General features: G+C 67.4%; 13 protein-coding genes. All 13 read right to left on the reverse strand.

All coding sequences use genetic code 11. The features are described 5' to 3' along the window. Positions 1 to 67 precede the first annotated feature (67 nt). Positions 68 to 3,622, reverse strand: coding sequence for a double-strand break repair helicase AddA (addA, locus tag EDF57_RS15875; RefSeq protein ID WP_134094986.1), 3,555 nt, complete (start codon positions 3,620 to 3,622; stop codon positions 68 to 70). Beyond that, positions 3,619 to 6,576, reverse strand: coding sequence for a PD-(D/E)XK nuclease family protein (locus EDF57_RS15880; protein ID WP_243841123.1), 2,958 nt, complete (start codon positions 6,574 to 6,576; stop codon positions 3,619 to 3,621). The genes addA and EDF57_RS15880 overlap by 4 nt, the downstream gene beginning before the upstream one ends. A gap of 70 nt (positions 6,577 to 6,646) precedes the next feature. After that, positions 6,647 to 7,372 carry a nucleotidyltransferase family protein gene (locus tag EDF57_RS15885; protein ID WP_134094988.1) on the reverse strand — a complete coding sequence of 242 codons (726 nt, stop codon included), beginning with the start codon at positions 7,370 to 7,372 and terminating at the stop codon, positions 6,647 to 6,649. Continuing rightward, the gene (locus tag EDF57_RS15890; protein ID WP_134094989.1) at positions 7,369 to 8,367 is read right to left on the reverse strand and encodes a phosphotransferase; all 999 of its coding nucleotides are present in this window, start codon (positions 8,365 to 8,367) and stop codon (positions 7,369 to 7,371) included. The genes EDF57_RS15885 and EDF57_RS15890 overlap by 4 nt, the downstream gene beginning before the upstream one ends. Before the next feature lie 98 nt (positions 8,368 to 8,465). Further along, positions 8,466 to 8,957: a tRNA (adenosine(37)-N6)-threonylcarbamoyltransferase complex ATPase subunit type 1 TsaE gene (locus EDF57_RS15895; RefSeq protein ID WP_132262091.1), complete on the reverse strand. Its 492-nt coding sequence runs from the start codon at positions 8,955 to 8,957 to the stop codon at positions 8,466 to 8,468. Continuing rightward, positions 8,954 to 11,308: a PAS domain-containing sensor histidine kinase gene (locus tag EDF57_RS15900; RefSeq protein ID WP_134094990.1), complete on the reverse strand. Its 2,355-nt coding sequence runs from the start codon at positions 11,306 to 11,308 to the stop codon at positions 8,954 to 8,956. The genes EDF57_RS15895 and EDF57_RS15900 overlap by 4 nt, the downstream gene beginning before the upstream one ends. Before the next feature lie 207 nt (positions 11,309 to 11,515). Next, positions 11,516 to 12,934 (reverse strand): adenosylhomocysteinase, encoded by a 1,419-nt coding sequence (gene ahcY, locus EDF57_RS15905; RefSeq protein ID WP_207912788.1) that lies wholly within the window; start codon positions 12,932 to 12,934, stop codon positions 11,516 to 11,518. 233 nt (positions 12,935 to 13,167) lie between these two features. Further along, positions 13,168 to 15,384, reverse strand: coding sequence for a catalase/peroxidase HPI (gene katG / locus EDF57_RS15910; RefSeq protein WP_134094991.1), 2,217 nt, complete (start codon positions 15,382 to 15,384; stop codon positions 13,168 to 13,170). A 736-nt stretch (positions 15,385 to 16,120) separates the two neighbouring features. Continuing rightward, positions 16,121 to 17,623: an L-lactate permease gene (locus EDF57_RS15915; RefSeq protein ID WP_132262085.1), complete on the reverse strand. Its 1,503-nt coding sequence runs from the start codon at positions 17,621 to 17,623 to the stop codon at positions 16,121 to 16,123. 8 nt (positions 17,624 to 17,631) lie between these two features. Then, positions 17,632 to 18,678 (reverse strand): 2-hydroxyacid dehydrogenase, encoded by a 1,047-nt coding sequence (locus EDF57_RS15920; protein ID WP_134094992.1) that lies wholly within the window; start codon positions 18,676 to 18,678, stop codon positions 17,632 to 17,634. A gap of 149 nt (positions 18,679 to 18,827) precedes the next feature. Next, positions 18,828 to 19,835: a L,D-transpeptidase family protein gene (locus EDF57_RS15925; protein WP_134094993.1), complete on the reverse strand. Its 1,008-nt coding sequence runs from the start codon at positions 19,833 to 19,835 to the stop codon at positions 18,828 to 18,830. A gap of 74 nt (positions 19,836 to 19,909) precedes the next feature. Next, positions 19,910 to 20,173 carry a GlsB/YeaQ/YmgE family stress response membrane protein gene (locus tag EDF57_RS15930; RefSeq protein WP_132262080.1) on the reverse strand — a complete coding sequence of 88 codons (264 nt, stop codon included), beginning with the start codon at positions 20,171 to 20,173 and terminating at the stop codon, positions 19,910 to 19,912. 282 nt (positions 20,174 to 20,455) lie between these two features. Then, a complete protein-coding gene (fabI, locus tag EDF57_RS15935) occupies positions 20,456 to 21,220 on the reverse strand; it encodes an enoyl-ACP reductase FabI (protein WP_134094994.1) in 765 nt (254 codons plus the stop codon). Positions 21,221 to 21,226: the final 6 nt, after the last annotated feature.

The raw sequence follows: 21,226 nt of genomic DNA on the forward strand, positions 1-21,226 counted from the left end.
CGGGTATCTCGGTTGAACGCAATCTAGGGACGAATTGCCATGAGGCAACGCTTGCACGGCCATAGGTTTACTGCGGCGGGGAAAAGTCCGGCTTGTGAGCGGCCAGAATGTCCGCGGGAACCGCGATCAGCCGCGGCACGGCGGTGTAGAGCAAGGCCACTTCCACGCGCTTTCCCGGGAAGGCCACTTCCAGCGCGGCAGCATAGGCGCCCATCTGGCGCAGCACCCCGCGCGGCACTTGTTCCAGACTTTCGGGCGGGCGGCGCGCGGTCTTGTAGTCGACCAGCCGGACGCGGTCTGGCTCGACCACCAGACGATCGATCGTGCCCGCCACCACCTGCCCGCCGACCACGGCGGCCACCGGGACTTCAGCAAGACTGGCCGGGCCGAATATCTCGGCCCACTCGGCATTGCCGAGCACCGCCATGGCGCTGGCCAACATGGCCTCGCGGGCGTCTTCGGGCAAATCGGCAGCGTTGCGCGCGAGCCATTGCCAGCCCGCTTCCTCGCGCAAGTCGGCAGCAACTTGCGGCAGGCGTTCGAGCAGCTTGTGCACCAGAGTGCCACGCCGCAAGGCATCGCGCCCGGCCCCCGGCGGGAACGGCGGATCGGGTGCGTCGTCCTCGCCCAGCGAAGACGGCGCCAGCGGACGGGGCGGGCGCGGCTCCGCAGGTGGCGCGCGCTCCAGCCAGCGCGGCAGAGGTTCGCGCAAGGGCAGTTCGACCGCGCGAACTTCCGCCGGGAGCGGCGCCGGCGGCTGCCCGTTCTCGCACCGCGTGCCCCAGATCGCGTCCTCGACGTCCGCCTCGGCGGGGAACAGGGCACGCAGCCGGGCGTACCAGCTCTTGTCGGCCGGGCCGTCCTTGTCGCGCCGCCCCAGCGCGCCGCCGATGAACAACGCCTCCTCGGCGCGGGTCATGGCGACGTAGAGCAGGCGCCAATGCTCCTGCTCGTCGCCCTCGCGGTTCTCCGCGATCCGGGCGGCGATACGGCCGACCTTCTCGTCCTTCGACAGGGGCGGCAGCGGCACCTTGCGCCGCTCGTCGCGCGGATCGGCCAGGTCGAAACCGCGTTCGCGCGCAGCTTCGGGGTTGCCGGTCGCGTCGGCCAGGATGACGATGGGCGCCTGCAGGCCCTTCGAGCCGTGGACGGTCATCACGCGCACCAGGCCCGAGGCGGCATCGGCCTCGCGCTTCAGTTCTCCGTCGCCGGCATCGAACCAGGCCAGGAACCCGGCGAGGCTGGGCGTATCGGTGGCGACGTAGGCCTGGGCGGCATTGACGAGTTCGTCGATGGGATCGTTGGCCTCGCTGCCGAGCCGGGCGACCAGCTTGCGCCGCCCCTGCCACGGCCCGACGAGCAGCCAGTGCAACATGGCCTGCGGCGGCGCGAAGTCGGCCAGGGCCAGCAGATCGCCGAGTTGCTGCAGCACCGCCGCGATCTCGGGACCGGAACCGGCGCGCAAGTGTTCCCAGAGATGCCTGTGCCGGTCGCGATAGGCGTGGCGCAGCAATTGCTCCTGGCTCCAACCGACCAGCGGGGATACCAGCAGCGCGGCGAGGTTGAGATCGTCAAGCGGCTGCACCGCGAAACGCAGCGCCGCAATCAGGTCCTTCACGGCCAGCGGCGCACCCAGGCGCAGACGGTCGACACCGGCCACCGGCACGCCGGCCGCGTGAAGCCGCGCAACGATGAGCCCCGCAAGTTCCTTGCGCTGGCGCACCAACACCATCACGTCGCCCGCACCCGCACGGCGCGGCTTGCCCTTGTTCAGCGTGAAGCCCGGCCCCGAGGGATCGAGCCATTCGCGGACCTGCTGCGCGATGCGTTCCGCCATCTGCCGGTCCGGGCGGGAGAGCCAGTTGGGCTGCTGCCCGTCGTGCTCCTCCGCGCCCTCGTCATCTGCCAGCGGCGCGTCGTCGTCTTCGCCGATCTGCTCCGACACAGACTGCCACAAGGCGACATAGCCCGGACGCTCCTGCCCGACATGGGGCTCGGCCGGACGATCGAGGCCGAAGCTGGCATGGCCGATGCCGGCAATGGCCTCGTCCACGAAGTCGAGCACGCGCTGCGCCGTGCGGAAGCTGCGGTCCAGCCCGAGTTCCACCAGCGGCCGCGCGGACAGGTTGCTGCGCAGCATATCGGCATTTTCAGCCGCTTCGCGCATCTTGCCCCGCACGCGGTCGGCCGCGCGGCGGAAGTTCTCGGGGCTGGTGCCCTGGAACCGGAAGATCGCCTGCTTGTAATCGCCCACGACGAACAGGGTGCGCAGCAAGGGGGGCTGCCCGTGTCGATCCCCATGTTCCACGGCATGTTGACGCTCGTGCTGGCCCAGCCCGGCCCAGAACTCCTCCGCCATGGCGAAGACGATGTCCCACTGCGCGGCATTGGTGTCCTGCGCCTCATCGACCAGGATGTGATCGAAACGGCGATCCAGCTTGTAGCGGATCCAGTCCGCCGAAGCCTGACCGCGCAGAAGATCGGCGGCGCGGCGGATCTGGTCGTCGAAGTCGATCAGGCCTTCGCGCTGCTTGGCCTCGTCCCAGGCAAGTGCGAAAGCCCGGCCGAGCCGCAATGCCGGCACGAGCCGCTCGGCCAGGCCGAGCAGCGCCTTGACCTCGCGAATGCGGGCAAGGCCCTCACCGACGCGCAAGGCATAACCCTCATAGTCGGGATCGCGCTTGGACAAGTGGTTGAGGCTGCGAACCGAATCGTCCTTGGTGAACAGCGCGGCATGGACATCGTCGATACCCTCCGCCCGGCGCGCCGGAGACTGGGTGAGCCAGGGCACCAGCACGTCGGTTGCCTTGTGGGCGGTGGCGGTGTTCCAATCGGCCAGAACTTCGCAGCACCGGCGCAGCGAGCGCACATCGAAGCCATCGTCCGCACACATTTCCGCGAGCAGGTCGTCCCCGGCGTCAGCAGGCAGGCCGAGCAGGCGCAGGACATGGCCGCGGATGTCGCCCGCCTGCCACGATCCCGGGCCGAACCAGGCCTCGCGCGCACCGGCGCAGCGCAACAGGAACTCGACGACCGAATCCGGCCCGTGCCGCAGCGAGAGCTGGGCGATGGCTTCCAGCAGCGGCGCACCGTCGAAAGGATCGTTCTCCGCCGCGACCAGCAGATCGGCCAGGACCTGCCGTGCCAGCAGGGCGCGCTCGCGGTCCTCCATCGGCCGGGCGCCCGGCACCAGCTCCGCCTCCAGCGGGAACGTCGCCAGCAGCCACTGCGAGAAGGCGTGGATGGTGTCGATCCGAAGCCCCCCGCCCGGACTGTCGAGCACCGCGGTGAACAGCGTGCGCGCACGGGCGCGCGTGTCCGGATCGGTCGGCGCGCCGATCGCGTCGAGCCGCTGGAACAGCTGGGTATCTTCCAGCCGCACCCATTCGGCCAGGGTGCCGTTGATGCGCGCGGCCATTTCGGTGGCGCCGGCCTTGGTGAACGTAAGGCACAATACCTGGGACGGCTCCACCCCCTCCTGCAGCAGGAGGCGCAGCACGCGGGAAGACAGCACTTGCGTCTTGCCCGTGCCCGCCGAGGCCGAAAGCCAGACGGTATCGCGCGGATTGACCGCCAGCATCTGGTTGCCGTGCAGCGGATGGACGGCGGCAGGACCGCTCATGCCCCCTCCTCCGTGGCACTGCCCTGCGCGCGTTCACGGCTGCCGAGCGAGGTGATCCATTCATCGAGACGCATCAGCTGGTCGTAATCGGCATAGGACCCGAGTTCGGGGTTGAGACGCGCGGTGAAAGGCTCGTTGCCGAGGATCCAGCGGTCCAGTGCATCGTTCAGGTAGCGCTCGGTTTCCGGCAGGAAATCGTCCGGTTCGATCCCGGAGCGGCGCTTGCCGACCTTGAGCGGGGTGGCGGCGTAGCCGAACTGGTTCTTGTCCTTGGCCATCGACCAGTATTCGAAGCCCCCCGCCTCGCCTTCGATCTCGCGGCCCTGCATGTCCTTGAAGCCGCCGGCTTCGGCGATCAGCGCGATCAGGCCAAGCTGCAGCGCGAAACCTTCCTCCACTCGCCGCGGAGTGGGCGGCGAGCCCGTCTTGTAGTCGACCACGGCCAGCGTCCCGTCAGCCTGGCGGTCGATGCGGTCGGCGCGGCCGTGGATACGGATGTCGCGGTGGCGCATGTCGCCCCAGGCCTCGCTCGCCACCACACGCCGCCCCTCGGTCTTGTGCCGCAGCACGAGGTCGCGAAAGGTGTCGAGCGCGGCCGAGAGACGCGGCCACCACAGCGCGCGCATCAGCGGATGGGCGTTCTTCTCGGTCAGCACGGACTGGGCAATCGTGTGCAGCCCGTCGACCGGCTCACCCGCCTTGTGCCAGTCCTCCAGGATCTTGTGCGCCACTTCGCCCTTCCACGCCGCGCTCGGTTCGGCATCGAGCGCGTCGAGCTTGCGGAGGCGCAGGATCGCATTGGCGTAGAACTCGTAGGGATCGCCCCGCAGGCGGTCCAGCCCGGTGACCGCCAGGTCCACGCGGCGCTGCTCGGGCGCCGGCATGGGCTGCGGCCGTGGGTGCGGCGGCACCGGCGCGGCATCGTCCAGCATGCGCGCCAGGCGCAGCGCCTCGGCCTCGATATGACGCTCGCCCTGCTCGCCGAGCAGCGCCTTGACCCGCAGCACGAAGCGCGAGGGGATCACCGGCCCCCCGGCATCGCGCAGGGCCCAGCTCAGCACCACGTCCGGCGCTCCCAGCGCGGCGGCCAGATCGTGCGCGGCAAGGCCGATGCGGAAATCGGCCCCCGGCACGCCGAGCGCGCGCAGCACGGCAGGCGGCAACAGGGCGTCCTGCGAGGGGGAAGCTGGCCAGACGCCTTCCACCAGCCCGCCGCAAATGACCAGGTCGGCGCGGCTCATCCGCGCTTCCAGCAGGCCGTAGATCGCCACGCGCGGATGGCCGCCCCAGGGCGGGCGCACCGAGACACGGTCCATCGCATCGCGCAGCATGGCGTGAAGTTCGCGCGGATCGAACAGCGTTCCCGCCGAACCGGCCGCCGCGCGCAGTTCCTCGACCAGGGCGCTCAGTGCCCGGCCGTCGGGACCGCCCCAGATCGCTTCGCCGCACATCGCCTCGGCCGCGTCGGCAAGCCTTCCCAACATGAAGTCCAGCGGATCGCCTTCGCTCAGCGCGAAGAGCGGCGCGAGCATCGCCTCGACCTCGCCCCACCAGCCTTCCAGCTTCTCCTGCACCGCCAATTCGGCCAGGGCGGCAAGACCGGCCCCGGGGCGCGGCCCGCGCAGTGCCAGGTCCAGTCGGCGGGCATTCTCCAGCCAGCGGGCACGGCCTTCGCCGCCCCCTGCCAGCGGATGGACCAGCAGGGCGATCAGCGGCACGGGCGCGGCCTGCTCCGCCATCACTTCGGCCAGCAGCAGCAGCAGGCGGCCAGAGGCGGTCTGCGCGAGCGGGCGTCCTGCAGTGTCGTCCGCCTCGATGCCCCAGCGGGTGAGATGGGCGACGACCCGCCCCGCAAGCCCGCGGTCGGGCGTAATCAGCGCCACGCGGCGTTCCGGGACTTCCAGCGCCTGGCGCACCAGCACCGCGATGGCCTGGGCTTCCTGCTCGGGATGAGTGCTTTCCATCAGCCGCACCCCGGCCAGCCGTCGCTTCTCGGGACCAAGCGCGACCCAGGCCGCCGATGCGCGGGGGGGCAGGAACAAGTTGGAAATCACGGTGCTGCGCTCGGCCGGCGAGGCGCCCAGCCCCGAACGGTGCCAATGCGCTACTTCCTCGCGCGAAATGCCCATGCGATTAAGCAGCAGCTTGAGGTGATATTGCGGATGGGTGACGGCATCGCCCCGGCCGAACGGCGGATCGTCCGGACTGTCGGGACGCCCCGCCGTGCCGAGTTCGTCCCAGACTTCCGGCGGCAGGGAAAGATCGAAATCGGGCAGGACCACGCTGCCGCCGGGCAATTCGCTGACCACGCGCAGCAATCTTGCCAGCGAAGGTGAGGCACTGGTCACACCGGCCGCTACGATGGGATAGGCCGGCGGCGAGGCCTGCCATTCGCGGGCGGCGTGCTCGAACAGGAGGTTGCGGCGCTCCGGCGCGTCGATCTCGCCGCGCTCGGCCAGTTCCGCGATCCAGTGCTGCTGCACTTTCAGGAATGTGCGCGTATTGTCGGTCCAGTGGCCGGCCAGATCGCCGACGATGCCGATCACCCGCTCGCTCATCAGGTCTATCGGAGCGATGCCTTCCACCAGCAGGCGGTCCATCGTGCGCCCCAGTTCCCAGGCGCGGCGCAGCAGGGCGGCGCCCTTTCCGGCCTCGGCGCCCTCGACCTCGCGCAGGAAGTGAGCGATGCGGAGCCAGCGCCGGGTCGGATCAGCCGCGGGCGGGATGTCCGAGGCACCCAGCGGATCGAGCAAGGGCCCCAGCGTCTCGTCCAGATCGAGATCGCCCACCACCACCATGCGCGGCAGCAGCAGGCCCGGCTTGTCGGTCGTGCCGGAAAAGCGCACGAAAGCCTCGGTCACCGTGCGGACCGTGCGGCGGCTTGGCAGCAGCAGCGTCAGCCGCGCCAGGCCGAGTTCACCTTCGGAGTAACGCGGCACCAATCCCGCCACCAGGGCGTCTGCGAAGCCGCGGTGAGCAGCAATCGAGAATACGCGTGGCCCTCTCTTGTCGGGCCCCGCCCTGTCAGGCACGGGTCAGCCATTCCTCGGTGGGCCTGATCGCGGTCGGCTCGCCCACTTCGAACCAGAGGCCGGTATGGGAAATGCCGTAGAGGCGCCCTTCCTCGATGGCGCGGTTCCACAGCACGTTGGTCGAGAACGGTCCTTCCGGCGCATCGCGCAGGAGGCGCTTCGACACGATCTGGATGCCCGAATAGATGAAGGGCGCGATGCGGCCCTGCTTGCGGCGGGCGATGCGCCCTGCGGGATCGAGGTGAAAGTCGCCCTCGCCCCGATAATTCACCGCGCGCGGATGCGAGACCAGCAAGAGCAGTGCATCCATGATTTCCGGGTTCCAGGCCCGCGAAAGTTCGTGGAACACGTCTTCCGGTCCGTCGAGCCAGATATTGTCGCTGTTGAGGCAGAAGAACGTCTCGGGCAGCAGCGGCGCAGCCTTGACCATGCCGCCGCCGGTTTCCAGCAGACGTTCGCGCTCGTCCGACACGGTGACCTGCGGCCCCTTGTGGCGGGCCTTGAAGTGGCCTTCCAGCGCGTCGGCAAGGTAATGGACATTGACCACCGCCTTCTCGACCCCGGCCGCATCGAGTTTGTCGAGCGCATGGTCGATCAGCGACTTGCCGGCGACGCGCACCAGCGGCTTGGGCTGGGTGGCGGTCAGCGGCCGCATCCGCTTGCCGAGGCCGGCAGAGAGCACCATGGCCGTATCGCTGGCCAGCTTCACTTCGTTCATGCCGCGTAGCTCCCGCCATTGGCGTCGCGCAAATGGGCGGGGATATTGGCATCGAACCAGCGCGCGACCGGCTCCAGTGCCGGATGCGCCAGGTCGCGTTCGAGCATCGCCCAGACGCGGGGGATCAGTTCCAGATAACGCGACTTGCCGTCACGCCGCCAGAGACGCACGAAAATGCCGATGATCTTGGTGTTCCGCTGCGCACCGAGGCGGGCATAGTCCGCCAGGAACGTCTCGGGATCGGCATCGGTGGCCTGGATGTAATGGTCGAACATCTCGGCCTCCAGTTCGGGCGAGACATTGCGGCGCGCGTCCTGCAGCAGCGAGACCAGATCGTAGGCGGGATGGCCGATCAGCGCGTCCTGGAAATCGAGCAGGCCCTGCTTTTCCAGCGCGCCGAGCAGCATGATGTTTTCGGCGTGGTAATCGCGCAGCACGGTCACGCCCGGGCGCTGGCGAGGCAGCAGTTCACCCATCACCGCTTCCCAGGCGGCGGTGAAGCCCGCGGAATCGACGTAGAGGTTCTGCGCCGTGCAGTACCAGTCGATGAACAGGCGCACCTCGCGCTGATACTCGCTCATCGAATAGTCGAGGAAAGGCCCCGGCGGCAGCTGGCGGAGCTGCGCCAGCACGTCCACGGCGCCCCGGTAGACGGCCACTTCGTCGTCCTGCCACTGGTCGAGATAGTCGCGCATCCGTGCGTGGCCGAAGTCCTCGATCAGCACGAGCCCGCGTTCCGCCCAGTCCGCCAGGATGCGCGGCGCGCGCAACCCATTGGCATCGAGCCAGCGCGCGGCGCGCAGGAACGGCGTGGGATCCTCGTTGGGCGGCGGCGCATCCATCAGCATCGCCGTTTCGCCATCCGCGCGGGTAACGCGGAAATAGCGCCGGAACGAAGCGTCCCCGGCAAGCGGTTCGACGGCGGCGCCTGCCCATCCGGCGTCGGCCAGGAAGGGTTCGAGGTCCTCGGGAAGGTTCGCTGGGTTCGTGCTCATTTCGGGATTCGCCCTAGAGCATTTTCAAGTCGGGTGGAAACACCTGACGACTCGGAAAATGCGACAAACAAACAACGGTGATCGCTGTTCCGATAAAATCAGAACCCAAGGCGATCCCGCCAATCGGGCCCCGGCTCGACAATGGCGGTCCGCCCGTCGCCCGCAACTTCCAGCGTGATCGAGAGACAGGCCGGCTCATGGGCGAAGCCGCCCGCATGATCGGGCCACTCGGCGAGCAGCACGGCGCCCTGCCGATAGTCGTCCAACCCGATCTCATCGGCCTCGGACGGATCCTGGAGCCGGTAGAAGTCGGCATGGACCAGCGGCAGGCGCACGCCCGGACGGCCGGAATCGGGCTGGCCTGCAGGAGATACGTCGCCCTGCGGCGGATCGTAGACCTCGATGATGGCGAAGCTCGGCGACGGCACTTCGCCTTCGTGCCCGAGGGCGGCGATGATGGCGCGGGCGAGCGTTGTCTTGCCCGCACCGAGACCGCCGGTGAGGGCGACGACGTCATCGGGGCGCAGCCGGTCGGCAATGGCGCGGCCGAAGCGTTCCATCGCGGCAAGGTCGGGCAATGCAATCTTCACGGAAGCTCCACCAGCGCGCTGGTACCTTGGCAGGGCTCCGAAGCGAGGCGCAGCGCGCCGCCATGCGCCTCGACCAGTTGGCGCGCGAGCGGCAGGCCAAGGCCCTGGCTGCGCTCCACCGACTTGCCGTCGGCGCTGGCCTTCATGCCGTCAAGCGCCAGGGCCACGCTGCGGCTGTCCATCCCCGCTCCCTGGTCCTGAACCAGGATCTGGAGCCATTCCCCGTCACCCGACTTGCGGCGGCCGAGCTGCACCAGGATGCGCTGGCCCTGCCGGGAGGCGGCAATGGCATTGTCGACGAGATGGCCGACGGCCCGCGCAAGCCGCTTGCGATCGCCGGAAATCGGCCGCAGCAGGCCGCTCGCCTGAAGATCCAGCACTAGCCCTGCCTTCTGGAGCCGCGACGCGCGCTCCTCCACCACGGAGCGGATGAAGGGCATCGGGTCGATCTCTTCCTTCTTCAGCGGCAGCAGCCCCGCTTCGCCCTGCGAAAGGTCCAGCAGGCTGTCGATATGATCGCCCAGCGCTTCCACGGAAGTGAGGATCGCCTCGATATATTCGCGCCCGCTGTCCGAAAGTTCGCCGCCGACGCCCGCCTCCAGCAGTTCGGCAAAACCGCCGATCGAGGTGAGCGGCGTGCGCAGTTCGTAGCTCATCTTGGCAAGGAACCGGGTCTTGATCGTATCCGCCTCGATCAGCGCCGCATTGCTCTCGCGCAGCGCGGCCTCGGCCTTCTGCGAATCGGTAATGTCGAGCACGGCCAGCAGCCCGTTGCCATCGGGCAGCGGCACGCCCGCGAACTCCAGCATGCGCCCGTCGGCCAGAGCGATGCGGCCGCCCTTCTGCGCCCGGTCCAGCGTGGCGGTGCGCATGACGCTGCCCACCGTCTCCGCTTCGGCCGGCCGCTTGAGGCGCGGCGCGATCTTCTTGAGCAGGTCCTGCATATGCGGATGGGTGTCGAGAAAGTCGCTGTCGAGCCCCCAGTCGGCGGCGAAGCGGCGGTTCCAGATCTGCATGCGCCCGTCCGGCGCGAAGACCGCAATCGATTCGAACAGACTGTCGAACGTGGCCGTGCGGGTGCGCAGCAGGGTATCGCGCACGGCCGACAGACGCAGCTGCTCGGTGCGGTCCTCGGCGATCAGCATCAGCCCGCCATCGGGCACCGGCTGGGCGACGATGCGCAGATGCGTGCCGTCCGCCAGGGTCCAGGCTTCCTCGCTGGCCTCGCCGCTGGCGAACCAGGCGGCTTTCTCACGGCGCCATGCGGGGAAATCGCGCGCTTCGGGCACGCGCCCGGCATCGCGCGCAGCATCGAGCAGGCGCTCGAAGGCAGGAAGATCCTGCATGGCCTGCGCCGAGAGCTTGAACAGACGTTGGAACGGCTGGTTGGCGAACGTCAGGCGTTTCTTGGCGTCGAACTGGGCCACGCCTGCCGAAAGCTGATCGAGCAACCCGCGCTGCGCCTCGCGGAAAGCGCGGAACGAGCGCGACATTTCCTCAAGATCCTCGATATCGACCGCGTATCCCGCGACCCCGTCCTCGCCCAGGGGCAGGTCGCTGACGCGCATCGCGCGGCGCTGGCCGTTGATCGTGGTCGAGACGATGCGCTGGATCGGCGAGCCCTTGTCGGCCGCGACGCGCGCGACTTGCGCCGGGGTGAGGCCATCGACGTTCTCGACCAGTTCGGTCCCGCTGGCCACGACGCCTTGCGCGCTGTCGCCGCCGACCGCGGCGACATAAGCCGAATTGACCAGTTGCAGTTCGCCGTCCGGACGGCGGAACCACATCGGCATCGGCGCCGCCTCGATCAGCGAGACCAGCGCGGTGAAATCCCCCCTCGCCCGCGAAGCTTCGTCGCGCAGGCGGGTGAGTTCGGTCTCGCTGTCGGAAAAGTCGAAGACCCAGACCAGCGCGGCGCCGCCGGGCGAGACTTGCGGGTCGGCCAGATGCCCCCGCAGCGCCAGCGACCGGGTGGACCCGCGCGGGGTCAGCACCATGCGAAAGGGCGTCGCGGTCTTCTGGGTGCGGCGTACGGCCTCGGTCAGCTCTTCCAGCTTCTCTGCCGGCAAGCCCCGCTCGCCCGTGTCGAGTTCGGACAGGAACTGCGGCACTTCGTCCAGCCCCAGCCACTGCGCCAGGCGCGGACTGGCTTCGATTCGCCCGTCGGAGCGGACAAGCAGCGGAGATGCGGGCGATTCCTCGACCATGCGGCCAAGGCGCCGCGCGGAGCGAAGCTGGTTTTCAGCCCGCTTCTGTCGGCTGCGCGCCGTAAGCACGGCCCAGGCCGCCGCCAGCATCCAGGCAGCGAGCAGGAGACCGATCAGGAGGGGTACGAGGCGATCCTGGTCCATTCACCAACGGCTATGCTTGTCCCGGCTCGCAAAGACAATGGGGAGAACGTCTGTGTTTAGTACGCCTTCGACATCCGTCGAAGGCTTGCGGCACCGGCCCACGCCCCCACCCGACCTCCCATTAGCGTATCCTGATGGGAGGTCGGGTGGGGGCGTGGGCCGGTGCCGCATAGGGAATGCCCAAATGGGCATTCCCTACCGAAAGCATCAATAACGGTAGTGGTCCGGCTTGAACGGACCGGCTTCCGGCACGCCGATGTAGTCGGCCTGCTTCTTCGACAGCTTGGTGAGCTTCACGCCCAGCTTTTCGAGGTGCAGCGCGGCGACCTTCTCGTCGAGGTGCTTGGGCAGCACATAGACTTCGTTCTTGTACTCGTCGTTTTTGACGAAGAGTTCGATCTGCGCGAGCGTCTGGTTGGTGAAGCTCGACGACATGACGAAGCTGGGGTGGCCGGTGGCGCAGCCCAGGTTCACCAGGCGGCCCTTGGCGAGCACGATGATCTGCTTGCCGTCCGGGAAAGTGACCAGGTCGGTGCCCGGCTTGACTTCCTTCCAGTCGTAGTTGTCGAGCGCCGAGATCTGGATCTCGCTGTCGAAGTGGCCGATATTGCAGACGATCGCCTTGTCGCGCATCGCTTCCATGTGCTCGCCGGTGATGACGGCTTCGTTGCCGGTGGCGGTGACGAAGATGTCACAGCGCTTCACAGCGTCTTCCATGGTGACGACTTCATAGCCTTCCATGGCGGCCTGAAGGGCGCAGATCGGGTCGATTTCGGTGACCATCACGCGGGCGCCGCCGTTGCGGAGCGAAGCGGCCGAACCCTTGCCGACGTCGCCGAAGCCGGCGACGCAAGCGACCTTGCCGGCCAGCATCACGTCGGTGGCGCGACGGATCGCGTCAACCAGCGATTCCTTGCAGCCATAGAGGTTGTCGAACTTCGACTTGGTGACCGAATCGTTCACGTTGATCGCGGGGAACGGCAGCTTGCCGTCCTTGGCGAGGTGGTAAAGGCGGTGAACGCCGGTGGTGGTTTCTTCCGAAACGCCCTTGATGGCCTTGACCGAAGCGGTCAGGTAGCCCGGCTTCGCCTTGAGGAAGGCGTTCAGCGCGCGGACGAATTCGATTTCTTCGGCGTTGGTGGGCTCGAACAGCGGCTCACCGGCTTCGACGCGGGCGCCCCAGAGCGCGAACATGGTGGCATCGCCGCCATCGTCGAGGATGAGGTTGGCAGTGAGGTCAGGGTTCTCTTCGGTCGACCAGTCGAAGATCTTGCCGACGTAGTCCCAGTAATCGGCCAGCGATTCACCCTTGATCGCGTAGACCGGGATACCGGCAGCAGCGATGGCGGCGGCAGCGTGGTCCTGGGTCGAAAAGATGTTGCAGGTGGCCCAGCGCACGTCGGCACCGAGCGCGACCAGCGTCTCGATCAGCACGGCGGTCTGGATCGTCATATGCAGCGAGCCGGTGATGCGCGCGCCCTTGAGCGGCTGCGAAGCGCCGAATTCCTCGCGCAGCGCCATCAGGCCCGGCATTTCGGTTTCGGCGATGTTGATCTCGGTGCGGCCGAAATCGGCAAGCGAGATATCGGTAATGGCGTAGTCGTGGGCGATCTGGGCAGTGGCCACGGGAAGCTCCTGGTACGTTGGACGTTGCGTGGAGACGCCGAACGGCAAAGCCCGGCGTCTCGAATGCATGGTCCCTACCCCGTCAGCTTTCGCGACGCAAATATAAAGATATCTTTATATGGCTTCCCGCCTGTTCGCCAAATCCGCCCGAGGGGGCAAATTCGCTCGCAGAAGGCAGCGGGTTCGCTCGCAGAAGGCAGCGGGGCCCCCGCCGTCGCGGGGGCTCCGCTATCTTACGCCTTTCCGGCCAGATCGAACCGATCCGCGTTCATCACCTTGGTCCAGGCCGAGACGAAGTCCTTGAGGAACTTCGGTCCTGCATCGGCGCAGGCATAGACTTCGCTGAGCGCGCGGAGCTGGGAGTTGGAGCCGAACACCAGGTCCGTCCGCGTTGCCGTCCACTTCTGCGTGTTGCTGGCGCGGTCAGTACCGACGAACGTCTCGTCGGCTTGGTCGTCCACCTGCTTCCACGCCGTGCCCATATCCAGCAGGCCGACGAAGAAGTCGTTGGTGAGCTGCCCTTCGCGATCGGTGAAGACCCCGTCCTTCGAGCCGCCGTGGTTGGCGCCCAGCACCCGCAGGCCGCCGACCAGAACCGTCATTTCCGGCGCGCTGAGGCCAAGGAGCTGCGCCCGGTCGATCAGCAGTTCCTCGGTCGGAACGGTAAAGGCCACCTGCAGGTAATTGCGGAAGCCGTCGACGCGGGGTTCCAGCACCGCGAAGCCTTCCACATCGGTCTGCTCCTGCGTGGCATCGGTGCGACCGGGCAGGAACGGCACTTCCACGGGCGTTCCCGCATCGGCCGCGGCCTTCTCGATCGCGGCGTTGCCGCCCAGCACGACGAGGTCGGCCACGCTTACTTTCCTGCCTCCGGCCGAACCGTCGAATTCAGCCTTGACGCCTTCGTAGACCTTGAGGACTTTCGCGAGCTTCTCGGGTTCGTTGACCTCCCAATCCTTCTGCGGGGCAAGGCGGATACGGCCGCCATTGGCGCCGCCGCGGTGGTCCGACCCGCGATATGTCGACGCCGAAGCCCAGGCGGTGGAGACCAGTTCGCCCACGGTCAGGCCCGAAGCGAGGATCTTCTGCTTGAGCGCGGCCACGTCCCCCGTCTCGATCGCGGCATGGTCGGCGGCAGGGATCGGATCCTGCCAGAGCAGGTCTTCCGCCGGAACTTCCGGCCCGAGGTAACGCGCCTTGGGGCCCATGTCGCGGTGGCAGAGCTTGAACCAGGCGCGCGCGAAAGCATCCGCGAAGTGGTTCGGGTCGGCACGGAAGCCTTCCAGGATCCTGCGATATTCGGGGTCGACCTTGAAGGCCATGTCGGCCGTGGTCATCATCGTCGGCACACGGCGTTCGGGGCTATGTGCGCCGGGCGCCATGTCCTCGGGCTTCTGGGCGACAGGCTGCCATTGCTGCGCGCCGGCAGGGCTGCGCACGAGTTCGTATTCGTAATCCAGCAGCATGTGCAGGAAGCTCATGTCCCACTGGATCGGCGTAGGCGTCCACGAGCCTTCGAGACCCGACGTGATCGTGTGATCGCCGAAGCCGCTTTCGTGTCCGCTCTGCCAGCCAAGGCCCTGCTGCGCGATGTCCGCGCCTTCCGGTTCGGCGCCCACCTTCGCCGCATCCCCGGCGCCATGGCATTTGCCGAAAGTATGGCCGCCCGCCGTGAGGGCGGCGGTTTCCTCGTCGTTCATGCCCATGCGCGCGAACGTCTCCCGGATGTCGCGAGCCGAGCCGACCGGGTCGGGATCGCCGCCGGGACCTTCGGGATTGACGTAGATGAGGCCCATCTGGATCGCGGCCAACGGGTTTTCGAGCGCCATCTCCTTTTCGGGCTGGATGCGTGTCTCGGCGCCCTGGCCCACCCATTCTTCCTCGGTGCCCCAGTAGACGTCCTTTTCAGGCTCGAAGATGTCCTCTCGCCCGCCGCCGAAGCCGAAAGTCGGGCCGCCCATCGATTCGATGGCGACATTGCCGGTGAGGATCAGCAGGTCCGCCCAGGACAGCTTGGCCCCGTACTTCTGCTTGATTGGCCAGAGCAAACGCCGCGCCTTGTCGAGATTGGCATTGTCCGGCCAGGAATTGAGCGGGGCGAAGCGCTGGTTGCCGGAAGAGGCGCCGCCGCGCCCGTCGCCGGTGCGATAAGTGCCCGCGCTGTGCCAGGCCATGCGGATGAAGAAGGGTCCGTAGTGCCCGTAATCCGCCGGCCACCAGGGCTGGCTGTCGGTCATCAGCGCGGTGAGGTCTGCCTTGAGCGCCGCATAGTCGAGCGACTTGAAGGCGGCGGCATAGTCGAAGTCGTCGCCGAGCGGATTGGCGCTGGCGCTACTGGTGCTGAGGATGTCGAGGGAAAGCTGGTTGGGCCACCAGTCACGGTTGGTGCGGCCAAGCAGCGATCTTACCGGCTCGCCGTGCATCGGGCAGCCGCTGGTCTTCGCGTCCATGTCATTCTCCTTCCGGTCGGGTCTGTCGATTCCGTCCTGTCATCGAACGGTTTGGAACTGTCCGCGCCGCATCATCCGGCGCGCTATCGACTGGCCACGGGCGCGCCCGCTCCAGACCGATCCTGAATACCCTTGTCGTCTCCAACCAGGCCTGAAACCCGGCAAGGCCACTCTCCCGGCGCCCTTCGGCACCGCCTGCAGCTTGCCAGATATGCAGCCACGATCAAGCGCCGCACGCCTGCCGACTCACGCAAAATTCCGATCATCGATCGGGGGGAAAGTGATGAGAGTTCGTTTGAAAAATCGTGACCCGCGAAGTTCGCGGCGCCGATCGAACGAGATGCCGGGCCGGGCGTTTTTCCGCCTCCTGTCGCTCTCGGTGGACATGTGGACAGGAGGCGGAAGTGGCAAAGGTAGGTCAGGACCCGCCGTTGCACGCCTGGGGGGAAGGCCGCAGCCCTCCCGCATCTCTGGGACGATCACGTCGCTGCTCCCAACCCCGGCCTGCCGCCCTGCTGCGGCGGGAAGCCCGCGTGGCAATGCCGGAGGAAGAGAGGTTCGTGATCATGTCGCGCTCGCTATCAGCCGGGATTATTACACCCGCAAGACATAATACTCAACATCGTCTCAGGCGATATCGGTGAAGAATTACTGAATTAACCAAGATATCAGCAAATGACATGACTGCAGCATACCAAGATATCACTGCAACATGACTGAAATTCCCCGAACAATTCTAGGTGAGCAGGCCCAAGGCCCAGCGCACGATCAGCACGATCACCCCGCCCGCCAGCGCATAGGCAAGGCAGATCGGCGCCGTGCGGGCGAGTGCCCTCCCCTCGTGCCCGACCAGCCCGACCGTCGCCGTGCCCGCCACGATGTTGTGCGGCGCCATGATGTTGCCGATAGCCGAACCGAGGCTCTGCCCCGCCAGCGCGAGCCAGTGCGGCAGGGTCACGGCATCGGCCGCGGCCACCTGGAAGTTCGCGAAGATGATGTTGGAGGCCGTTCCCGATCCCGTCACGAACGACCCCAGCGCCCCCACCAGGGGCACGGCGAGCGGCCAGGCCTGACCGAACAGGCCGGTCGCCCCAACGGCCAGCGCATCGATCAGCCCGCCGTGAACCATGAAGCGCGCCAGGGTCAGCACGGAGACGAGCGCAATCGCCACTTGCGGCAGGCGGCGGAGCGCGGCGAGCATCGACCCGGCGACGAGGCGCGGGCGAAAGCCGTTGATCAGCGCCGTCAGCAGGAAGGCCAGCAAGAGCATCGTGCCGGGGTGGTAGAACGGCAGCATCTGGTCTCCGAAGCCCTGCCGGTAGGTCCACTCGACATGATAGGACCGCAGGGCCGTGCGCAGCGGATCGATCAGGCGGCTGGCAAGGATGAGCGCGACCAGCAGAAGATAGGGCAATCCGGCACGCAGCAGGGCTTTCGTCTCCGGCCCTTGCGCCCGCGCTGTCGGCGGCGCTCCGCGGCGCAGCCAGACGATGAACAGGGCCCCGCCCAGCAGCGCACCGCCCAGCGTCGGCAGTTCCGGTCCCGCCAGCCCCGCGATCAAGGCGGCCGCCGGGAAGAAGCAGGCCGCCGCCATTGCCGCCACCTGCCACGAAGCGGCGCCGCCGTGCCGCAGCGTCACACTGCCGAGCCTCACGACGATGAGCGCCAAGCTCCAGCCGATGCAGGCATGAAGCAGCAGGATGGCCAGCGATAGCCGCCGCTCGTCGACCGGCCCGGCCTCCACCAGCGGCACCATCGGCGCGCCCACCGCCCCGAAGGAAACGCCCACGACATGGCCGATCAGGGCGACCAGCAGCGCCCGCTCCGGCGCCACGCCCAGCGCGACCAGCATCGGCGCGACGATGGCCACCGGCGTGCCGAAGCCCGAGGCGCCTTCCAGGAACATCGCGAAGAAATAGCCCACCAGCAGCGCCGTGGCCGCCGGATCGGACGAGATCGACGACAACCACTCCCCGATCACCCCGGTGGCGCCGGTCCGCATCTGGTATTCGTGGATGGAGAGCGCGGGAAACACGATCCACAGGATCGTCGCTGCCGTGAAGCCCGCCTCCAGCACGGGCCCGGCAAGATCGGCGGGCGTGTCTCCGAACTGGAAGGCCGCGACCGAGACGATCGCCGCGATCACGGCCGAGGCCGTACCGGCCGCCGCCGCCGACCAGCGCAGCCCCGTCATCAGGAACACGAGCGCCAGGATCGGAACGAGCGCCAGCGCGGCCATCGGCGGGGCTAGTCCCCCTGCCCGGCGGCCAGCGGCTCCTGCGGCACGAGGTCCGGCTCGGGCGGCACGGGATGGCGCGGCGCGCCGCTGCGCTCGAACGTGCTGATATTGTCGATCGTGGTGCCGGCGATGGCGGTCATCGCCTCGCGCGTGAAGAAGCCCTGATGGCCGGTGATGAGCACGTTGGGAAACGTCATCAGCCGCACGAACACGTCGTCGCGGATCACCTGGTCGGACAGGTTCTCGAAGAACAGGTCCTCCTCTTCCTCGTAGACGTCCAGCCCGACATAGCCGACCTGCCCGCTCTTCAGCCCGGCGATCACCGCGCGGGCATCCATCACTGCGCCCCGGCTGGTGTTGATGAGCATGACCCCGCGCTTCATCCGGCCGATCGCCTCCCGGCCGATCAGGTGATGGGTGTCCGGCGTCAGCGGGCAATGGAGGCTGATCACGTCGCAGCGGGCCAGCAGTTCGTCCAGCGGAACATAGCGGCCGCCGATGGCGGTGAGTTCCGGGGTTTCGAAAGGATCGCTGGCCAGCACCTCGCAGCCGAAGCCCTTGAGGATGCGGGCCAGGTTGATGCCGATCTTGCCGGTGCCGATCACGCCGGCCACTTTGCCCCTGAGATCGAAACCGAGCAGGCCTTCGAGGGCGAAGTTGCCCTCGCGCACGCGGGCATAGGCCTTGTGGATCTTGCGGTTGAGCGAAAGGATCAGCGCCGCGGCGTGCTCGGCGATGGCGTCGGGCGAATAGGCGGGAACGCGGCCTATGCGCAGGCCCAGTTCGCGGGCGGCGTCGAGATCGACATTGTTGAACCCGGCACTGCGCAGCGCGATCATGCGCGTTCCGCCGGCGACCAGGATTTCCAGTTCCTCGCGCCCAAGCTGGTCGTTCACGAAAGCGCAGATACAGTCATGGCCCCGCGCCAGATGGGCGGTGTGCGAATTCAGGCGCGGCTCCAGATAGAACAACGTGTGACCGGCACCGGCCTCGTCATTGGCCTTGTCAAGGAATTCGCGATCGTAGGGACGCGTGCTGAAGACCGCAACTTTCAAGGAAGTCCTCCTGTCATCAGGACAATTTTCAGATTACCACTGCAATCGGTCCGCACAACCGGAAGAGCCGGGTTCGGCAGACTGCGCCGCTCCGGTCAGCCCGGTGCATGCACACCCCATCCCGAGGCGTGGAGCGAGACCAGTAAGGTTCAGGGCTTGGGCATGACCGCGTCGATCACCGTCAGGTGCTCGGGCGGTCCTTCGGCCACGCGCGAATTGGTGACCAGGATCGTCGTGCCCGGCGCGAGCTGCGCCTTGACCTTCTCGTAGAAGGGGCGCGGCAGGCGCAGGCGATTGACGATCGCCTCGTCCACTTCGCGCCCTTCGTCATCGCCGTGGCCGGGCAGGCCGACATAGACCCAGCGCGGCTTGCCGTCCCGCAGGATCATCGTGATGACGTGGGAGCCGGGATCGTCGTCGTTCACTTCGGCCACGCTGCGGCCGATCTCGATGCCGTTGCGCAGCACGACCACCCGCTGGTCCAGTTTGGAGACGATGATCGACAGCGGCCCGCTGGGCGCGAGTTGCGGGCGCCAGCGATATTGCTCCCCGCCGGACAGCGGAGTGCGGTCGACCGGCCGGCCCTTGTCGTCGAAGGGGACGAGCAGGCTGTTGTCGCTGGTGCGGACGTGCTTCTCGGCATCGCCTTCCACCACGACCGTCACGCCCAGCCTGGTGATGGCGAAAAGCTCCTTCGCGAAGCCATAGGGCATGTGCACGCAGCCATGGCTTTCGGGATAGCCCGGAAGTCCCCCGGCATGGAGCGCAACACCGTCCCAGGTCAGGCGCTGCTGATAGGGCATCGGTGCGTTGTTGTAAGTGCTGGACCGGTGCTTCGCGTCCTTCTGGAGGATCGTGAACACGCCCGTGGGCGTGGCATGGCCCGCCTTGCCGCTGGAGACCGTGGTCGCGGCGATCCGCACGCCGTTGCGGTAGACGATGCCGATCTGCCTTGAGAGGTCCACGTAGACCATGATCGGCCCGGTTGGCGAAACGTCAGGCGCCCAGACCCATTCGCCGGGCTTGAGGTGCTCCATGCGCCGCGCGAATTCAGGCGGGGACGTCGCTTTCGCGCCCTGCGCATGAGCGGGTGCCGCCGCCAGGGCCATCCAACAGACCGCCGATGCGCAAAGCACCGGCACCTTCAATAGTCGCATCGAAATCCCTGTAGCAGATGAGTTCGCGCCGCCTGGACCGGTGCCGACCTGCTCCGAAGCAGGTCGGCATTCGATCAGCGCACGCGGCCGCGCTGGACCAGGTTCACTATTGCCAGAAGGACCACCGCCCCCAGGAAAGCGACCAGGAGGCCCACGATCGAGAATTCCTTCACCGATCCGCCAATGCCGAACTGGTTGGCGATGAGGTTGCCGATCACCGAGCCCACGCAGCCCACAACGATATTCCAGAAGATGCCCATCGAGGCATCGCGGTTCATGACCAGGCTGGCAAGCCAGCCGGCGATGCCGCCAACGATCAATGCGATAATCCAGCCCATGACGTTCTCCCGACCAATTCCTCGCGACGCGCGGGGACAACTGCTCTGTAGAAATGACTGCGAAGATCTTAAATACCGGGCCCAAGAGAATGAAATCGGCGACTTATCCGAACCTTGAACCCGTCAGACAGGAAGCTGCGCCCGTCTGTTCAAAACGTCAACAGATACATAGGCGTTTCTACCGAATGCGCCGCGACCGCGGCGCATTCGGAACCCTGGCGATATTTCACGACGCGCGAATTTCACCGCTTCGGTTCCGCGGCGGCATCCTCGAAAGGCCGCCTAACCGCTTACGCTGTTGTAGCCGCTGTCGACGTAGATCGTCTGGCCCGTCACGAAACGGGCCTTCGGGCCGAGCAGAAAGGCCGCCATGTGGCCGACCTGCTCGATCGTCACCAACTGGTGGAGCGGCGCCTTTTCCGCCGCCAGCCGGATCAGTTCGTCCAGATGCGACAGGCCGGACGCGGCACGGGTGCGGACAGGCCCGGTCGACAGCGCATTGACGCGAATGCCGGTCGGCCCCAGTTCGTCGGCCAGGTAGCGCACGCTGGCCTCCAGTGCCGCCTTTACCGGCCCCATCAGGCCGTAGCCCGGCACGACTTTCTCCGAACCGTAGAAGCTCATCGTCAGGATCGAGCCGCCTTCGGCCATGAGCGGTTCGGCAAAGCGCGCAAGCCGGATCAGCGAGTGGCAGGACACGTCCATGGCCTTGGTGAAGCCCTCCACCGAGCTGTCCACGACCCGGCCGTGCAGGTCCTGCTTGGGCGCGAAGGCCACCGAGTGGAGCAGGAAGTCCAGCCGTCCCCAGCGGGCGGCGATCTCGGTGAATAGCGCCTCCATCTGCTCCGGCGCGGTCACGTCGAGCGGCAGGAAGATGGGCGCGCCAAGGGCCTGTGCCAGCGGCTCGACATGGGACCGCGCCTTGTCGCCCTGGAAGGTCACGGCCAGCTCCGCACCGTCCGCGCGCAGCGCCTCGGCGCAGCCCCAAGCCAGAGACTGGTCGTTCGCCATGCCCACGATCAGTCCGCGTAACGGCAATCCGGCCATGCGCCG

Origin of the sequence: Novosphingobium sp. PhB55, from assembly GCF_004368805.1 — a bacterium.
In the GTDB taxonomy this organism is placed as follows: domain Bacteria; phylum Pseudomonadota; class Alphaproteobacteria; order Sphingomonadales; family Sphingomonadaceae; genus Novosphingobium.

What these genes read in the sequence shown, in the direction of transcription:
- addA (WP_134094986.1), bottom strand. Translation starts at nt 3,622, where the DNA reads ATGAGCGGTCCTGCCGCCGTCCATCCGCTGCACGGCAACCAGATGCTG.
- EDF57_RS15885 (WP_134094988.1), bottom strand. Translation starts at nt 7,372, where the DNA reads ATGAACGAAGTGAAGCTGGCCAGCGATACGGCCATGGTGCTCTCTGCC.
- EDF57_RS15890 (WP_134094989.1), bottom strand. Translation starts at nt 8,367, where the DNA reads ATGAGCACGAACCCAGCGAACCTTCCCGAGGACCTCGAACCCTTCCTG.
- EDF57_RS15900 (WP_134094990.1), bottom strand. Translation starts at nt 11,308, where the DNA reads ATGGACCAGGATCGCCTCGTACCCCTCCTGATCGGTCTCCTGCTCGCT.
- katG (WP_134094991.1), bottom strand. Translation starts at nt 15,384, where the DNA reads ATGGACGCGAAGACCAGCGGCTGCCCGATGCACGGCGAGCCGGTAAGA.
- EDF57_RS15915 (WP_132262085.1), bottom strand. Translation starts at nt 17,623, where the DNA reads ATGGCCGCGCTGGCGCTCGTTCCGATCCTGGCGCTCGTGTTCCTGATG.
- EDF57_RS15925 (WP_134094993.1), bottom strand. Translation starts at nt 19,835, where the DNA reads ATGCGACTATTGAAGGTGCCGGTGCTTTGCGCATCGGCGGTCTGTTGG.
- EDF57_RS15930 (WP_132262080.1), bottom strand. Translation starts at nt 20,173, where the DNA reads ATGGGCTGGATTATCGCATTGATCGTTGGCGGCATCGCCGGCTGGCTT.
- fabI (WP_134094994.1), bottom strand. Translation starts at nt 21,220, where the DNA reads ATGGCCGGATTGCCGTTACGCGGACTGATCGTGGGCATGGCGAACGAC.